This window comes from Pseudomonas sp. PDM22 (genome assembly GCF_014851965.1).
Lineage (GTDB): Bacteria > Pseudomonadota > Gammaproteobacteria > Pseudomonadales > Pseudomonadaceae > Pseudomonas.
The window spans coordinates 114,913-131,250 of the sequence record NZ_JACVAR010000011.1; the positions used below are offsets into that span (position 1 = coordinate 114,913).

A 16,338-nucleotide genomic window follows, 5' to 3' on the forward strand; every position below is an offset into this window, starting at 1 on the left:
CGTGGCCCAGGTGAAACGCATTCGCCGTGCGGTCAACGGTGTGCTGATTCTCGACAAGCCGCTGGGCATGAGCTCCAACCAGGCGCTGCAGAAGGTGCGCTGGCTGCTCAATGCCGAGAAGGCCGGGCACACCGGCAGCCTCGATCCGCTGGCCACCGGCGTGCTGCCGCTGTGTTTCGGCGAGGCGACCAAGTTCTCCCAGTACCTGCTCGACGCCGACAAGGCCTACGAGACGATTGCCAAGCTCGGCGTCACTACCACCACCGCCGATGCCGAGGGTGAGGTGGTCGAGCAGCGCGAAGTGACCGCTGGTCGGGAAGCCATCGAGGCCTTGCTGCCACGCTTCCGTGGCGACATAGAGCAGGTGCCGCCGATGTACTCGGCGCTGAAGAAGGACGGCCAGCCGTTGTACAAGCTGGCCCGTGCCGGAGAGGTAGTGGAGCGCGAGGCGCGTTCTGTTACTATTGCGCGCCTGGAAATGCTCGCGTTCGAGTCGCCCTGTGCGACCCTGGCGGTTTCCTGCAGCAAGGGCACCTACATTCGCACCCTGGTCGAAGACCTCGGCCGCGAACTTGGTTGTGGCGCACACGTCGCCGCCCTGCGCCGGACACAGGCAGGTCCGTTCCAGCTGAACCAGTCGGTGACGCTGGAGGAGCTCGAGAAAGTCCATGCCGAGGGTGGCAACGAAGCCCTCGACCGCTTCCTGCTGCCGGTGGATGCCGGCCTGGAACACTGGCCGCTGCTGCAGTTGTCGGAGCACAGCGCCTATTACTGGCTGCATGGTCAGCCGGTACGCGCCCCCGATATGCCGAAGTTCGGCATGCTGCGGGTGCAGGATCATGAAGGCCGCTTCATCGGTATCGGTGAAGTGGTCGAAGACGGGCGCCTGGCGCCGCGTCGACTGATTCGGTCTTAAGACCGAAACCGAGGGTGGCTGTCAGCAGGCACGGTCACTCCTCTTACTATGAACACAGGGATAAGTCCCTGGCCTGTTACCTCAGAGGAAGCCCCATCATGGCACTGAGCGTCCAAGAAAAAGCCCAGATCGTTAACGAGTACAAGCAAGCTGAAGGCGACACCGGTTCCCCGGAAGTGCAGGTTGCACTGCTGTCCGCCAACATCAACAAGCTGCAGGACCACTTCAAGGCCAACGGCAAAGACCACCACTCCCGTCGTGGCCTGATCCGTATGGTTAACCAGCGTCGTAAGCTGCTGGACTACCTGAAGAGCAAGGACACCTCTCGTTACAGCGCCCTGATCGGTCGCCTGGGCCTGCGTCGCTAAGACGGCAAGCCTGAAGTGGGAAGCTGGGAGTCCGGGGTCGATGGGCGGTGTAAACCGCCCATCGGCTCTGGCTCCCGGCTTTCTCGCTTTTACAGGGAATGAAATCGGGTCCGACTCCCGGCATTTCCACAATTTCCCCCAAGGCAACTAAAGCGAAGGTAGAAAAACCGTGAACCCGGTAACCAAGAAATTCCAGTTCGGTCAGTCGACCGTAACCCTCGAGACTGGCCGCATCGCCCGCCAGGCCACCGGTGCCGTCCTGGTCACCATGGACGACGTCACCGTGCTCTGCACCGTCGTCGGCGCCAAGCAGGCCGACCCGAGCAAGAGCTTCTTCCCGCTCTCCGTGCACTACCAGGAGAAGACCTACGCAGCCGGCCGCATCCCCGGTGGCTTCTTCAAGCGTGAAGGCCGTCCTTCCGAGAAGGAAACCCTGACCTCGCGCCTGATCGACCGTCCGATCCGTCCGCTGTTCCCGGAAGGTTTCATGAACGAAGTGCAGGTTGTCTGCACCGTCGTTTCCACCAACAAGAAGTCTGATCCGGACATCGCTGCCATGATCGGCACCTCCGCCGCCCTGGCGATCTCCGGCATTCCGTTCGCCGGCCCGATCGGCGCTGCCCGTGTTGGCTTCCACCCGGAAATCGGCTACATCCTCAACCCGACCTATGAGCAGCAGCAGAGCTCCAGCCTCGACATGGTCGTGGCCGGTACCTCCGACGCCGTGCTGATGGTTGAGTCCGAAGCCGACGAGCTGACCGAAGACCAGATGCTGGGCGCCGTTCTGTTCGCCCACGAAGAATTCCAGGCGGTCATCCGCGCCGTTGCCGAACTGGCAACCGAAGCTGGCAAGCCGACCTGGAACTGGTCCGCTCCGGTCGAGAACACCACCCTGGTCAACACCATCAAGGCCGAGTTCGGTGCCGCCATCTCCGAGGCCTACACCGTTACCGTCAAGCAGGACCGTTACGCGGCCCTGGACGCCCTGCGCGAGCAGATCGTCGCCAAGTTCGCCGGCGAAGGCGAAGGCCAGTTCTCCGCAGGTGAAGTCAAAGAAGTCTTCGGCCTGCTGGAATACCGCACCGTTCGCGAAAACATCGTCAACGGCAAACCGCGTATCGACGGCCGCGACACCCGCACCGTTCGCCCGCTGCGTATCGAAGTCGGCGTACTGGGCAAGACCCACGGCTCGGCGCTGTTCACCCGTGGCGAAACCCAGGCCCTGGTCGTTGCCACCCTCGGTACCGCCCGTGACGCGCAGCTGCTCGACACCCTCGAAGGCGAGCGCAAAGACCCCTTCATGCTGCACTACAACTTCCCGCCGTTCTCGGTAGGCGAGTGTGGCCGTATGGGCAGCGCGGGCCGTCGTGAAATCGGCCACGGCCGTCTGGCACGCCGCAGCGTCGCTGCCATGCTGCCGACCCAGGACGAGTTCCCCTACACCATCCGCGTCGTTTCCGAGATCACCGAATCCAACGGTTCCAGCTCCATGGCTTCCGTTTGCGGTGCTTCCCTGGCTCTGATGGACGCCGGTGTTCCGGTCAAGGCGCCGGTTGCCGGTATCGCCATGGGCCTGGTGAAGGAAGGTGACAAGTTCGCCATCCTGACCGACATCCTGGGTGACGAAGACCACCTGGGCGACATGGACTTCAAGGTCGCCGGTACCGACAAGGGCGTTACCGCCCTGCAGATGGACATCAAGATCAACGGCATCACCGAAGAGATCATGGAGATCGCCCTGGGCCAGGCCCTGGAAGCTCGCCTGAACATCCTCGGCCAGATGAACCAGATCATCGCCGCTCCGCGCGCCGAGCTGTCGGAAAACGCTCCGACCATGATCCAGATGAAGATCGACACCGACAAGATCCGCGACGTCATCGGCAAGGGCGGCGCCACCATTCGCAGCATCTGCGAAGAGACCAAGGCCTCGATCGACATCGAGGACGACGGCAGCGTGAAGATCTACGGCGAGACCAAGGAAGCTGCCGAGGCCGCCAAGCAGCGCGTCCTGGGTATCACCGCGGAAGCCGAGATCGGCAAGATCTACGTCGGTAAGGTCGAGCGCATCGTGGACTTCGGTGCCTTCGTCAACATCCTGCCGGGCAAGGATGGTCTGGTGCACATCTCGCAGATCAGCGACAAGCGCATCGACAAGGTCACCGACGTTCTGCAGGAAGGCCAGGAAGTCAAAGTCCTGGTTCTCGACGTGGACAACCGCGGCCGCATCAAGCTGTCCATCAAGGACGTAGCCGCTGCTGAAGCCTCTGGCGTTTAAGCAATCGGCGAAATGAAAGAGGGCCCCTTGCGGGCCCTCTTTTTTTGCCTTGAAAATGCGCTATTCGCCGATCTCGCTCCAAGGATGCCCCGAGATGGACAAGCGTTACTGTCACTACCACAGTGCCCAGCCCGCGACCTGGCATTGCCAGCCCTGCGAGCGTCATTACGGCGACTGCTGCATTCCCCTCAACGCCGACGCCCCGGAGTACGCGCCGGCGTGCCCTTTGTGCCGTGGCCATCTGCGCTTCCTCGGCGCGGCCAATACCGCGCAACCCTTCTGGGAGCGTCTGCCGAAATTCTTCGCCTACGGCTTCCAGGCCGGGCCGTTGGCCTTCTGCGCCTTGCTGGCACTGGCCTGCGTGTTCATGCCGGCGATGATCGTGCTCTGGGTCGCCTTGCTCAGCGTGGCAACCAAGTACCTGCACAGCGTGATCGAGGCGGCGAGCTTTGGCGGCCAGGACGCCCCAGGCTTGATCGAGGCCTTCAGCGCCGACAGCCTGCGGACCTTTTTCCAGCAACTGGCGGTGTTCCTGATAGCCCTCGTCCTGCTCTGGCTGGCGGCCGACTTCCACAGTGAGGCCGTCTACTGGGCCGCCAACATCGGCCTCATGCTGGTGCTGCCGGCGAGCATCATCCGGTTGTCCCTTGACAAGAGCCTGGGCGCCGCGCTCAGCCCCAGTGAAGTGGGGCAGGTCATTGCAGCCATGGGCTGGCGTTACCTGATTCTCTGCGTGTTCCTGTTCATTCTCTGGCAATCCCCCACCTATGTCGGCTGGCTGCTCTCCAACGGCTTGCCTCGAGTGGTGATGGTCCCGGTGGTAGCGGGGCTGACGGGTTATTTCGCCGTGGTAATGTGCGCCATGATGGGTTACGCCGTGTTCCAGTATCAGGGTGAGCTGGGCTACGTTTCCGCCGGGGAAGACGCCCCAGCCGGCTTTGCCGCGCCGGAATGGCACCGCCGCAAGGCGCTGGCCGAGGCGGAGGTGCGGGTCAAGGAGGGGCAGACCGGCGCCGCCCTGGAGATACTGGTCGCGGCCCTGCGCGAAGGCCGCCAGGACCTCAAGCTGAACGAGCGTTATCACCAGCTGCTCTTCGCCCTGAACGAGCGCGCCGAGTGCCTGAATCACCTGCCGCACTATCTGAGTCTGGCCACCCGGCTCAATCCGCAGCTGGCTGCCAGTGCCTTCCTCAATGCCCGGCAGTTGCAGGCGGATTACCTGCCGGAAGACCCGAGCGTGTGCGAGCGCATTGCCGAGGTCCTGATCGAGCGCCACAAGGCCCGCGAGGGGCTGAGCCTGCTGCGAAACCTGCACAAGCGTTTCCCGGAGTACCCCGGGATTCCTCGCGCCTACCTGATGGCGGCGCGGGCGTTCTCCGAACAGCTGGGGCAGGTGGAGCCCGCGCAGCAACTGCTGGCCTTTATTCGCCAGCGCTATCCGGCGTTCGAGCAGATGGGCGAGGTGGTGCAACTCGAGGCCGTGCTCGCGAAGCTGGGGCGAAGCTCCGGAACCTGATCGTGCAACCTGCATGAAGCGCAGCGGCGGATTTTGCAAACTGCAAGTGAAGGGTGTTTGTGTTTTTTGTATAACGTTTTGATTTTTAAGGGTTTTACTGAATAGGAAAAACTGGCACAGGGCTTGCGATAGTACTTGTGCAACTGCTGCCAGGCACGGGCCGCAGTTTTCCAATAATTCAGGAGAAACCGCCATGAAACGTTTCAATAAACTGGCTCTCGCCGCTGCCACTGCAACCGCCCTGAGCTTCTCGTTCGCCAACTCGGTGTTCGCCCAGCCGACGACTCTGGCCGCCAACGAGACAGTTCAGAAAACCGAAGAGGCGGTTTCCGATACTTGGATCACCAGCAAAGTGAAGTCTTCGCTGATCGCCAACAAGGACATCAGCGGCACCAACATCAAGGTCGAAACCAACAAGGGCGTGGTTTCCCTCTCGGGTAACGTCAAGACCGACGCCGAGAAGGAACTGGCCATTCAGACCACCAAAGGCATCAAGGGCGTGACCGCTGTCTCCGCCGATGGCCTGAAATCGGTCGAGTAAGAACCACAGCTTCTCACCCCATCCAACCTCGAATAGGAGGATCGCCATGAACACTGACGTGATCAAAGGCAAGTGGAAGCAGTTGTCCGGCACTATGAAGGAAAAGTGGGGCAAGCTGACCGACGACGATGTACAAGCGGCAGACGGACACGCCGAGTACCTGGTAGGCAAACTGCAGGAACGCTACGGCTGGACCAAAGAGAAAGCGGAAGAGGAAGTTCGCGACTTCAGCAGCCGTCTGTAGCACCCAGCAAAGGGATGACCCAAGCCCCGCCGGTTCGCCGGCGGGGCTTTTTCATGGGCAGATCAGGGGGCGAGGTGTTGCTGGTAGATCGTCAGCTGCCGGGTTGGATCAGCTTCCGGGTAGTGCTGGCGGAGGAAGCGCGAGAGTTCGCGCACGGCCTGCAGGTCGCCTTTTTGCCCCATCTGCTTGGCTAGTTGCAGGGTCAGGCCGGGTAGCGGTTCGGGCAGTTGGCCCGAGCGTGACAGGCGACGCCAGCATTGCAATGCCTGTGAGGACTCATTGCGCTGGAGCAGCTTGCGCAACAGGCGCAACTGAATCGCCGGGTGGGCCAGCAGTCCGGCGTCGGCGGCGGCACTTTCCTCGGCGAGGCGGCGCAGTAGCGCATCGGCTGACGCGGAAGGTGGCAGGGCGAACAACTGCTTGAGGGTTTCCCCCATCAGGGCGCGGTCCTGCCGCCCCTTGGCGACGCCGTACAGGCGTTCGACCAGTACCGGCTGGCCGGGAAACTGCCGCAGCAGTTCCGGGCCGCGTGCAGCAGCCTGGTCGAGGGCAAAGCGGCCGATCTGTTCGTCCAGCGACGCCAGGGCGCGCTTGAAGGGGGCGTCCGGGTCTTCTTTGCTCAGGTAAGCCTCGTCCACCGGCATCTGCCCCAGCTTGCGCGGTAGCCAGACGGCGAGAAAACCCGACACCAGACCGCCAATGTGTGCGTAGTAGTTCACGTGGTCGGCGGCGCGTACCAGCCCGAAGAGCTCCTTGCCCAGCCACAGCGGCAGGATCCACAGTGCCGGCGCCTTGAGGTAGCCCATCAGGGGGCCGAGCCAGTAGAAGAACTGGATGCGCCTCAGGCCGTACACGCCGATGTACATGCCCATCAAGCCGGAGATCGCGCCGGAGGCGCCGATGCCAGGAACCCAGGAAGGATCGAGCGCCCACCACAGCAGGCCGGAGCACAGACCGCTGAACAGGTAGAGGCCCAGATAAAGGGCCCGTCCCAGCGCCGCTTCGAGGGCGAAGCCGAAGATGAACAGGAACACCATGTTGCCGGCCAGGTGCCAGAAGCTGCCGTGCAGGAACATCGAGCCGAACAGGCCCTGCACGGTGAAGCGCTCGGGGATGAAGCCGAAGCGCAGGCTGCTGGTCTGGTCGCGCGCTGTTTCGGCCCTGAGGCGCGAGGCCTGCCAGGCGGCGTCCTGCTGGAAGGCAGGCAGGGCGCGCAGTTCGTGGCCGAACTCCAGGTCCGAGAGTACCAGCCAGGCCAATCGCTGGCGGGGAAGGGCTTCGAGGGCGCGCTGCTGGTCGGCTTCCAGTCGGTCGCGGCGTTCCAGCGAGGCGCTGAACAACGGCCGCTCATGGCTGAGCAGGTCCTGTTCGAGGTAGATGCGCACGGCTTCTTCGCGCCGGGTGCTGTCACCGCCCTGGTAGCCGAAGTAGATCAGGACGTTGATGACGATCAGCAGCAGCGTGATGACGGGAGGTTTCTTCCAGTCCAGCGGGTGCTCGGCGGGGACGATAACCATGGCGACCGGTCCTTGGCCCGAATGGCGTAAGTGCTTGAGTGGCGGCGAGACTAGCATCCCGCCAGCACGGCTGTCAGTTGCCGCTGCGCTTGCTCTGGATGTCGCTCAGGCGGTTGCCCTCGAAGCGGACGAAATACAGCATGCCGCTCCAGGGGCCGTAGATCCATTCCTCTACGGCTACTTCCATCGACTCGCCGTAACGCGGTCCGGGTACCTGCTTGTAGCCGAGGAAGGAGCGGCTGACAGGCTCGCCGCACCGGCTCAGTACGTCACTGGTGACATCGCCGGTGCTGATCAGCTTGCTGCTGCAGCGCAGGCTGGCGGCCTGTGCCTCAAGGGGCGTGAAGGCGAGGGGCAGCAGCAGGGCCGCCAGGCGCAGTACGAGGGGCGTCTTCAATTGCGTTTGAACTCGATGCTTTTGAGCTTGTTGGCTTCGAAGGTGAGGATGTAGCTGGTGCCATTGCGCGGGCCGTAGACCCACTCCTCCACCCGGTACTCGCGGCGATCGTAACCACCGAGGGTGTAACCGACTTCGTCACGGTGATCCGGCGCACCGCACTTCTGCTCGACTTCCCAGGCGCGGTCGCCGGCGTTGATCAGGGCGCTTCCGCAACGCATGCTTTCCGCCTGGGCGCCCGCCGCGCAAAGCAGCAGGGCGCAGGACATCCAGGTCAGGGCTTTCATCGAACGACTCCTTATTCGCTATCAAGGTGAAGCTGGGTGGCCACACTGCCACCATTCTCCGCTTCGCCGAAGCTGACGTCGATGAGGTAGATGCGGTCGTCACCCAGGCCACCCTTGGCGACCAAGTAGTCCTTGATCTGGGTTGCGCGCTCCTGACCGAGCTTGCGCAGCAGCAACTGGCTGTCGCTCCAGGAATCGAGCACGGCCTGGCGCATCTTCGCCGAACGCTCGTCCTTGCTCAGGTCCTGCCATTCCGCTGGCGGCTGCTTCTTCAGGCGCGCGCGGTAAACGCCTTCGAGCAGGACCGGCTGCAGGTCTTCCGGCACTTCCAACTGGCTCGCGTCGCTGGGCACCTTGTCGCCGCGGCGCTGCAACATGCTGTAGTAGTTCTTCTGGTATTCCTGCTTCAGGCGCTTGTCGGCCAGCAGCGGGCCGTCACTCGAGGCGGCGGCGACGCCTTCGACTTCCAGCTTCAGCGCCGGACGCTGCTTGAGGGCTTCGGCCAGCTTGTCGAGATTGCCCTGGGCGCTGGCGTCCAGCTCGCTGGAGCCGGGGGCGAACACCACGTTGCTCAGGTCAGGCCCACCACCGCCACCGGCCAGGCCGGCGATGAAGTTGAACGGCGCCTGCACGGCGCGCACGACCAGATTGCGCAGGGTCTGCCAGACGATGGGCATGACGCTGAACTGCGGGTTGTTCAGGTCGCCTTCCACCGGTAGCTGGATGTCGATGTTGCCGTTGGCGTCCTTGAGCAGGGCGATCGCCAGTTTCACCGGCAGGTCCACGGCGTCCGGGCTGTCGACCTTCTCGCCCAGTTGCAGATGTTCCACCAGTACCTTGTTGTCGGCTTTGAGCTTGCCCTGGGTGATCTGGTAGTGCAGGTCCAGGTTCAGCCGGCCCTTGCGGATGCGGTAACCGGCGAACTTGCCGGAGTAGGGCGTCAGGGTGGTCAGCTCGACGCGTTTGAAGCTGGTGGCGATGTCCAGCTTCTCCAGCGGCGAGAACGGGTTGAGGCTGCCCTTGATGGTGACCGGCGCGTACTTGTCGACCTTGCCCTTGACGTCCACCGAGGCCGGCGCCGGATTACGGTTGTCGATGGTGCCGATCTCACCGCCCAGTTGCTGGATGGCCGTGGCGAAGTCGGGGCGCAGCGTCAGGTCGGCGAAGTTGGCCGAACCGTTGTTGATCTTCACGCCGCCGATACGGATGCCCAGCGGCTTGCTGTTACTGCCCGAGGCGCTGCCCTTGCTCGCCGTGGACGAGGCGGACTCCGGTTGCGCAATGATCAGCTCGCTGACGTTGGTGCTGCGGTCTTCGTTGATGATGAAGCGCGCGTAGGGCTCTTCCAGCGAAACGGTCTGGATCACCAGGCTATCGCCATGCTTGTAGGTCAGGCCGTCGAGGGTCAGCTTGGTCCATTTGACGAAGTCGCGGCTCTTGAGGGTGTCCAGGGTGTGCAGCTGGGTGACTTGAGCGCTGCCGGTGACGCTGAAGGCCAGCGGCTCGGTGCCCTTGAGGTCGACGTCCAGGTCGCTGGACAGCAGGCCGCTGCGCAGCTCCAGGCGAATGAACGGATCGATGTAGGCCTGGGCGACGCGCAGGTCGATGTCGCGGGTCGAAACCTTCAGCTTGGCGCTGACCGGGCTGGGGATGACCTGGCCGCTGGCTTCGATCTGCCCGCGCGGGCCGAGGCCGGTCTTGAGCTTGAGTTGCAGTGGCGAGGTCAGGCCGCTGTCGACGTTTTGCAGGTCCAGGTCCAGCGGGCCGATTTCCAGGGCCACCGGTTTTCCCGGTGCGCGATCGGCCAGGTGCGCCTTGTAGCCGCGCAGCTGGGTGTCGCGCAAAACGACATGCCATGGCTTCTGCGGCTCGGCCGGTTTGCTCTGCTCGGCCGTCTGGGCAGGCTTGTCAGCCTCGGCGGGCTTGGCTTCCAGCTTGGTTTCCGGCTGGGACGGAGCGGCCGGTTTGGCTGGCTCGGCCTGGGCTGTTGTGGCGGGGGCGCTGGGCTGGGCTTCCGGTTGGTTAGTCGGGGCCTTCTGCTCCTTGCCGGCTGCAGCTGCCGTCTCGGTGGCAGGCGCTGGCTCGGAAGTGGCCTGCGCTTGCGGTGTGGGCTCCTCGGGGCGCTTGTAGGGTTTGAAGTTGGCGAAGAGTTTCTGCCAGTCCAGCTGGCCGTCCTTCTCCCGCGCCGCCCAGGCCTCCAGGCCCTGGCTGCGGATCTGGCCGACCACCACTTCCTGCTTGACGAGGTCGAGGGTGGTTTCGGCGACATCCAGGGTGGCGAGCTTGGCCAGTGGTTTGCCTTCGGGGGAGCTGAGGTCCAGGTCGCGGAGCTTGATGGCGGCCTTGTCCAGCAGGAGTTGCGTCCCCTTCGAGAGGTCCAGATGGTAGTCGGAGGCCACGCTGAGGATGCCGTTGTTCAGGTTCAGCGGTGCGTTGTCACGCACATAGGGCCACCAGGCCTTCAGCGGCACGCCGTCAAGGGTGAAGCTGCCCTTGGAGGTGAAGGGTACGATGCTCAGGTCGCCCTTCCAGTCGAGCTTGCCGCCGTGGGGGCCGGTGGCGACCAGGGTCATTTCGGCGCCATCCTCAGGCAGGGTGCTGAGGTTGTGCAGCTCGAAGCCCATCGGGTCGAAGACGAATTCCACCGGCTCGCTGGGGCGGCGGTCGAGGAAGTGCAGGCTGCCTTCGGCCAGGCGGATGCGGTCGATGCGCAGCGGGAAGGGATCGCTGGGTTCTTCCTGTGCGGGGGCCGGCTCACTGGGCGGTACCTTGAACAGTTGGCTCAGGTTCAGCGTGCCGTTCTCGGCGAACAGCAGTTCGGTGTGCGGTGCGTCCAGTTCAACGTCGGCGAGGTGCAGCCTGCGTTTCCACAGGCTGTCGAGTTCGAGGTTGGCATAGAGTCGACGGAAGCGGACCTGTTCCTGCCCGTCGTCACCCAGATGCAGGCCCCAGAGGGTGAGTTCGAGACTGAACGGGTTGAACTCGATGCGTTCCAGGCGTGCCGGAACGGTCGAATAGTGAGCCAGTTGCTGGTTGGCTATCCGCAGTCCAACGCCGGGCAGGATGAGAAAACCCAGCAGGCAATAGAAGAGGACTAACAGCACTACCGCGCCGATGGCGCGTTTCAATCCTTTGGGCATGGCGAGAGTCGTTTCCGTCGTGACGTGCCACAAGAGTATGGCACGGCTGTGATTCTTCGATTCGATAGTCGCCTTCGGACGAGGTTTTCAGTGATGTCTGTCAGTCATTCAGGCGATGGGTGCGGGCGAATTCGACCAGGTCCACGAGGCTTTCCAGGTTCAGCTTCTCAAGAATGCGCGTCTTGTAGGTGCTGACGGTCTTCTGGCTGAGGAACAGCTCCTCGGCGATGTCCTTGTTGCTCATGCCTCTCACCAGGCTGCGCAACACGACCAGTTCCCGTGGCGTGAGGCTGGCCACAGGGTCGGTATTCTTGTCGATGCTCAGGGCCTTTTCCGGGAAGCAGCGATAGCCCGAAACCAGCATGCGCGCGGCGTTGAGAATGGCGCTGGTGTCCTTGTTCTTGCTGACGAATCCATGCGCACCCGCCGCTTCGACCTTGCTCGAGTACAGGCGTTCATCCTGCGAGCTCAACACCAGCAGGCGGATGTTCTCGTCGAAGATATGGATGCGCGCCAGCAGGTCGAGGCCATCCATGCCGGGCAGGTTGAGATCGAGTATCACCAGGTCGGGGCGCTCCTTGCGTACGGCATCCAGCCCGCCATGGCCATCGGCGGCTTCACGGACCACTTCGAACTGCGAATCCTGCTCGAGCAATGAGCGGATCGCCAGACGCATCGCGGGGTGATCTTCGATCAGCACCACACGCTTTTTCATAGTCAACTCCCTGAGTCCAAATGATTTGCGCGCATTGATCTTGAAGATAGACCAGTTGTTCAAGCACCTACGGAATATTCCTATGCGTAGGACCGAAAGCATGCGGGGAGTCAAGTTGAGAGGGGATTTCTTGCCAGCGTGCACAGAGACTTGCTGCGCAGAGTGAATTCTGCGCAGCAAGTCAGTGGCTATCAGCGCGCCAGAGCGAGCGCCACGCCTTGCCCTCCCCCGATGCAGAGCGTCGCGAGGCCTTTTTTCGCGTCGCGGCGGAGCATCTCGTGCAACAGGGTGACCAGGACGCGGCAGCCCGATGCGCCGATGGGGTGGCCAAGGGCGATGGCGCCGCCGTTCACATTCACCTTCGAAGTATCCCAGCCCAGCTCCTTGCCCACGGACAGCGCCTGAGCGGCGAACGCCTCGTTGGCTTCGATGAGGTCCAGGTCGGCGAGTTGCCAGCCGGCCTTCTCCAGGCAGCGGCGGGTGGCCGAGACCGGGCCAATACCCATGATGGTCGGGTCGACACCCGCGTTGGCGTAGGCGGCAATGCGGGCCAGGATCGGCAGGCCCAGTTCGGCGGCCTTGGCAGCGCTCATCAGCAGGACGGCGGCGGCGCCGTCATTGAGGGTCGAAGCGTTGCCGGCGGTCACGCTACCGTCCTTCCTGAACGCCGGCTTGAGCTTGGCTAGGGACTCGGCGGTGGTGCCGGCGCGCGGCTGCTCGTCGGTTTCGAAGCGCAGCGGTTCGCCCTTGCGCTGGGGAATCTCGATGGCGGTGATCTCGGCCTTGAAACGGCCTGCTTCGATGGCCGCGGTCGCGTTGCGCTGCGAGTCGGCAGCGAAGGCGTCCTGTTCCTCGCGGCTGATACCGTACTTCTCCACCAGGTTCTCGGCGGTGATGCCCATGTGGTAGTCGTTGAAAGCGTCCCAAAGACCATCCTGGATCATGCTGTCGATCAGCTTCGCGTGGCCCATGCGCAGGCCGGTGCGGGCTCCGGGCATGACGTAGGGGGCGAGGCTCATGCTTTCCTGGCCGCCGGCAATGATGATGTCGGCGTCGCCGCAGCGAATCGCCTGGGTCGCCAGATGCAGTGCCTTGAGGCCCGAGCCGCAGACCTTGTTCACCGTCATCGCCGGTACGCTGTTGGGCAGGCCGGCGGCGATGGAGGCCTGGCGTGCCGGGTTCTGGCCAGCGCCGGCGGTCAGGGTCTGGCCGAGGATCACCTCGTCGACCCGGGCAGGGTCCAGGCCGGTCTGTTGCAGCAGGCTGCGAATGACTGCGGCGCCCAGTTCATGGGCCGGCAGTGCGGAAAGCGAACCCTGGAAGCTGCCGATGGCGGTACGGGTGGCAGCGACGATGACGACTTCTTGCATGACACGAATCCTCTGTCGGAAGCGGCGAGGCCGCAGCGAACGGTCATGGTTGCATGCCCGCCGCCGGCTCACCACCCTCCGAACCGGGTGGTCACGCTTCAGCGCAGAGGTGGTAAACCCATGCGGCGGCGTGCGCGGTGCAACGAGCCGTTGCGTACCGCCCAGCGCAGCAGTGGCACGCTGCGCCTCACACTGGAGCGGATCAGTTGCCGTTGCAGGCTGCCCAGGCTGAGGCCGAGCTGATCCGTGGCCCAGTCCGGCAGCAGGTCGATGCCGGCGCGCATCATCAGCATGCCGAAGGGCTTGGCGAGGAAGCTCGGGGCGGGGGCGTTGAACAGTACGCTGACTACCTCGCGGGTGCGCTCATCGTAGCGAAGCTGCGGTCGCATGCGTTGCAGGTAGGCGGCTACTTCCGCGCGTGAGCGTGGTACATCCCGCGCGCCGAGTCGTTCGGCGATCAGGGCGATCTCGTCGTAGTAACGGTCCTGATCTTCGCCGGAAAGGTCCGGGTTCAGGTAGCGCAGGTGCGAGGCGAGGAAGCAGCTGACTTCGGCGACGTGCACCCAGGTCAGCAGGTCCGGGTCGCTGGCCGCATAGGCTGTGCCGTCCGGCAGCGTGCCGTGCACGTTGTCGTGAATGCGCCGTACACGTTCGATCAGCTTCTCGGCGTCACCGCGCGAGCCATAGGTGGTGGCGGAGATGAACTGCCCGGTGCGGCGCAGGCGGCCGAGCATGTCGGCGCGGAAGTTGGAGTGGTCCCAGACGCCGCCGAGGGCGGCCGGATGCAGCATCTGCAGGAGCAGGGCGCTGATGCCGCCAATGAGCATCGAGCTGAAGTCACCGTGGACTTTCCAGCTCACGGAGTCCGGCCCGAACAGGCCGGGGTCGCCCTTGGGCGACTCGAAATCGACCCCGCCCAGGGCGAGGCCGGTCAGGCTGAGTACCTGGCTTTCGATATGACGGCGGACGGTTTCCATTGTGGCGGACAGGCCTCGGGGCAAGGACGACAGGTCTGTTTTCTAAACCTAGCATCTTTGCACCCTTGGCCTGTAGCGCACATCAATGGTTGAGGCGGTTGTCGATCAGTCCCTGGACCACACTGGGATCGGCCAGGGTCGAGGTATCGCCGAGGTTTTCCAGCTCGTTGCAGGCGATCTTGCGCAGGATGCGTCGCATGATCTTGCCCGAACGGGTCTTGGGCAGGCCCGGTGCCCACTGCAGCATTTCCGGCTTGGCGAAGCTGCCGATCTCCTTGCTCACCAGGGCCAGCAGTTCCTGCTTGAGCGCATCACTGGGCTCGATGCCGTTCATGGTGGTGACGAAGGCATAGATGCCCTGGCCCTTGAGGTCGTGCGGGTAGCCGACGACGGCGGCCTCGGCGACGGAGTCGTGCAGTACCAGCGCACTCTCCACCTCGGCGGTGCCAATGCGGTGGCCGGAGACGTTGATCACGTCGTCCACGCGGCCGGTGATCCAGTAGTAGCCATCCTCGTCGCGGCGCGCGCCGTCGCCGGTGAAGTAGTAGCCAGGGTAGGGCTTGAAGTAGGTGTCGATCATCCGCTGGTGGTCGCCGTAGACGCTGCGGATCTGGCTCGGCCAGCTGGCCTTGATCGCCAGGACGCCTGAGCCGGGGCCGTCGATTTCCTTGCCCTGCTCATCCAGCAGCACCGGTTGCACACCGAAGAAGGGGCGGGTGGCGGAGCCGGGCTTGAGGTCGGTGGCGCCGGGCAGCGGGGTGATCAGGATGCTGCCGGTTTCGGTCTGCCACCAGGTGTCGACGATGGGGCAGCGCTTTTCGCCTACCACGTTGTAGTACCACTCCCAGGCTTCCGGGTTGATCGGCTCGCCAACCGAGCCGAGCAGGCGCAGGCTGCTGCGGTCGGTCTTCTGCACCGGGGCTTCGCCCTCGCGCATCAGGGCGCGGATCGCGGTCGGCGCGGTGTAGAAGATGTTCACCTGATGCTTGTCGATCACCTGCCAGAAGCGCGAGGCGTCGGGGTAGTTCGGCACGCCCTCGAACATCAGGGTGGTGGCGCCGTTGGCCAGCGGGCCGTAGACGATGTAGCTGTGGCCGGTGACCCAGCCCACGTCCGCAGTGCACCAGTAGATGTCGCCGTCGTGGTAGTCGAACACGTACTTGTGGGTCATTGCCGCGCCCAGCAGGTAGCCACCGGTGGTGTGCAGTACGCCCTTGGGTTTGCCGGTGGAGCCGGAGGTGTAGAGGATGAACAACGGGTCCTCGGAATCCATCGGCTCGGGGGCGCAGTCCTCGCTGACCTCGCCCAGCGCCTCGTGGTACCAGATGTCGCGGCCTTCGACCCATGGGATCTCGCCCTGGGTGCGCTCGACCACCACCACGGTGGAGACGTTCGGGCAGTCGGCCAGGGCCTTTTCCACGTTCTTCTTCAGCGGGACGTACTTGCCGCCGCGCACGCCTTCGTCGGCGGTGATCACGGTCCGGCAGTCGGCATCGTTGATGCGGTCACGCAGGGCGTCCGGGGAGAAGCCGCCGAACACCACCGAGTGGATTGCGCCGATCCGCGCGCAGGCGAGCATGGCGTAGGCCGCCTCGGGGATCATCGGCATGTAGATGCAGACCCGGTCGCCCTTCCCTACGCCGCGGCTCTTGAGCACGTTGGCCAGGCGGCAGACATGGCTGTGCAGCTTGCGGTAGGTGATGTTGGCGGATTCGCTGGGGTTGTCGCCTTCCCAGATAATCGCGACCTGCTCGGCACGCTGTTCCAGGTGGCGGTCGATGCAGTTGTAGGTGACGTTGAGCTGGCCGCCCTTGAACCAGGTGGCCTGGCCCTTCGCCAGGTCGCCGTGGTGTACCGAGTGCCAGGGCTTGAACCAGTCGAGGAAGGCCTTGGCCTGCTCGCCCCAGAAGGCTTCCGGGTCGTCTACCGACTGCTTGTAGAGGCGCTGGTACGCGTCGTTGTCGAGGTAGGCACGCTTGCGTACGGCCTCCGGCACGGGGTGAAGGCTGATCTCGTACATGGGAAGTCCTTGTTGTTGTTGAGCCGAGATGCCCCCAAGGGTGCATCCAAGGCCA

Annotated in this window: 14 protein-coding genes; 6 read left to right on the forward strand and 8 right to left on the reverse strand. The window is 63.9% G+C overall.

All coding sequences use genetic code 11. The features are described from left to right. Position 1 precedes the first annotated feature (1 nt). From truB to IB255_RS29190, 6 genes are all read left to right on the forward strand, one after another. Entirely contained in the window at positions 2-916 is a 915-nt protein-coding gene (truB, locus tag IB255_RS29165) for a tRNA pseudouridine(55) synthase TruB (RefSeq protein ID WP_081520703.1), read from the forward strand. 98 nt (positions 917-1,014) lie between these two features. Then, on the forward strand, positions 1,015-1,284 hold the full coding sequence (gene rpsO / locus IB255_RS29170) for a 30S ribosomal protein S15 (RefSeq protein WP_017518939.1): 270 nt from the start codon (positions 1,015-1,017) through the stop codon (positions 1,282-1,284). A 169-nt stretch (positions 1,285-1,453) separates the two neighbouring features. Then, positions 1,454-3,559: a polyribonucleotide nucleotidyltransferase gene (gene pnp / locus IB255_RS29175; protein ID WP_081520704.1), complete on the forward strand. Its 2,106-nt coding sequence runs from the start codon at positions 1,454-1,456 to the stop codon at positions 3,557-3,559. A gap of 94 nt (positions 3,560-3,653) precedes the next feature. Continuing rightward, positions 3,654-5,075, forward strand: coding sequence for a DUF4013 domain-containing protein (locus IB255_RS29180; RefSeq protein ID WP_081520705.1), 1,422 nt, complete (start codon positions 3,654-3,656; stop codon positions 5,073-5,075). Between the two features lie 193 nt (positions 5,076-5,268). Beyond that, positions 5,269-5,616: a BON domain-containing protein gene (locus IB255_RS29185; RefSeq protein WP_081520706.1), complete on the forward strand. Its 348-nt coding sequence runs from the start codon at positions 5,269-5,271 to the stop codon at positions 5,614-5,616. Between the two features lie 46 nt (positions 5,617-5,662). Next, the gene (locus tag IB255_RS29190) at positions 5,663-5,860 is read left to right on the forward strand and encodes a CsbD family protein (protein WP_081520707.1); all 198 of its coding nucleotides are present in this window, start codon (positions 5,663-5,665) and stop codon (positions 5,858-5,860) included. 62 nt (positions 5,861-5,922) lie between these two features. Here the strand turns inward: IB255_RS29190 and IB255_RS29195 are convergent, their stop codons facing one another. The 8 genes from IB255_RS29195 to acs all read right to left on the reverse strand — a co-directional run bounded on the left by IB255_RS29195 (position 5,923) and on the right by acs (position 16,283). After that, positions 5,923-7,377: a rhomboid family intramembrane serine protease gene (locus IB255_RS29195; RefSeq protein ID WP_192211225.1), complete on the reverse strand. Its 1,455-nt coding sequence runs from the start codon at positions 7,375-7,377 to the stop codon at positions 5,923-5,925. Positions 7,378-7,450: 73 nt separating this feature from the next. Continuing rightward, positions 7,451-7,774 carry a DUF2845 domain-containing protein gene (locus IB255_RS29200; protein WP_139791699.1) on the reverse strand — a complete coding sequence of 108 codons (324 nt, stop codon included), beginning with the start codon at positions 7,772-7,774 and terminating at the stop codon, positions 7,451-7,453. Beyond that, the gene (locus IB255_RS29205) at positions 7,771-8,061 is read right to left on the reverse strand and encodes a DUF2845 domain-containing protein (RefSeq protein ID WP_139791700.1); all 291 of its coding nucleotides are present in this window, start codon (positions 8,059-8,061) and stop codon (positions 7,771-7,773) included. The genes IB255_RS29200 and IB255_RS29205 overlap by 4 nt, the downstream gene beginning before the upstream one ends. A gap of 11 nt (positions 8,062-8,072) precedes the next feature. Next, positions 8,073-11,201 (reverse strand): DUF748 domain-containing protein, encoded by a 3,129-nt coding sequence (locus tag IB255_RS29210; protein WP_081520709.1) that lies wholly within the window; start codon positions 11,199-11,201, stop codon positions 8,073-8,075. Between the two features lie 100 nt (positions 11,202-11,301). Next, positions 11,302-11,916, reverse strand: coding sequence for a response regulator transcription factor (locus tag IB255_RS29215; protein ID WP_081520710.1), 615 nt, complete (start codon positions 11,914-11,916; stop codon positions 11,302-11,304). Positions 11,917-12,107: 191 nt separating this feature from the next. Further along, a complete protein-coding gene (locus IB255_RS29220; RefSeq protein ID WP_192211226.1) occupies positions 12,108-13,286 on the reverse strand; it encodes an acetyl-CoA C-acetyltransferase in 1,179 nt (392 codons plus the stop codon). A gap of 98 nt (positions 13,287-13,384) precedes the next feature. Continuing rightward, positions 13,385-14,263 (reverse strand): oxygenase MpaB family protein, encoded by an 879-nt coding sequence (locus IB255_RS29225; RefSeq protein ID WP_081520712.1) that lies wholly within the window; start codon positions 14,261-14,263, stop codon positions 13,385-13,387. An 82-nt stretch (positions 14,264-14,345) separates the two neighbouring features. Continuing rightward, positions 14,346-16,283, reverse strand: coding sequence for an acetate--CoA ligase (acs, locus tag IB255_RS29230; RefSeq protein ID WP_081520713.1), 1,938 nt, complete (start codon positions 16,281-16,283; stop codon positions 14,346-14,348). Positions 16,284-16,338: the final 55 nt, after the last annotated feature.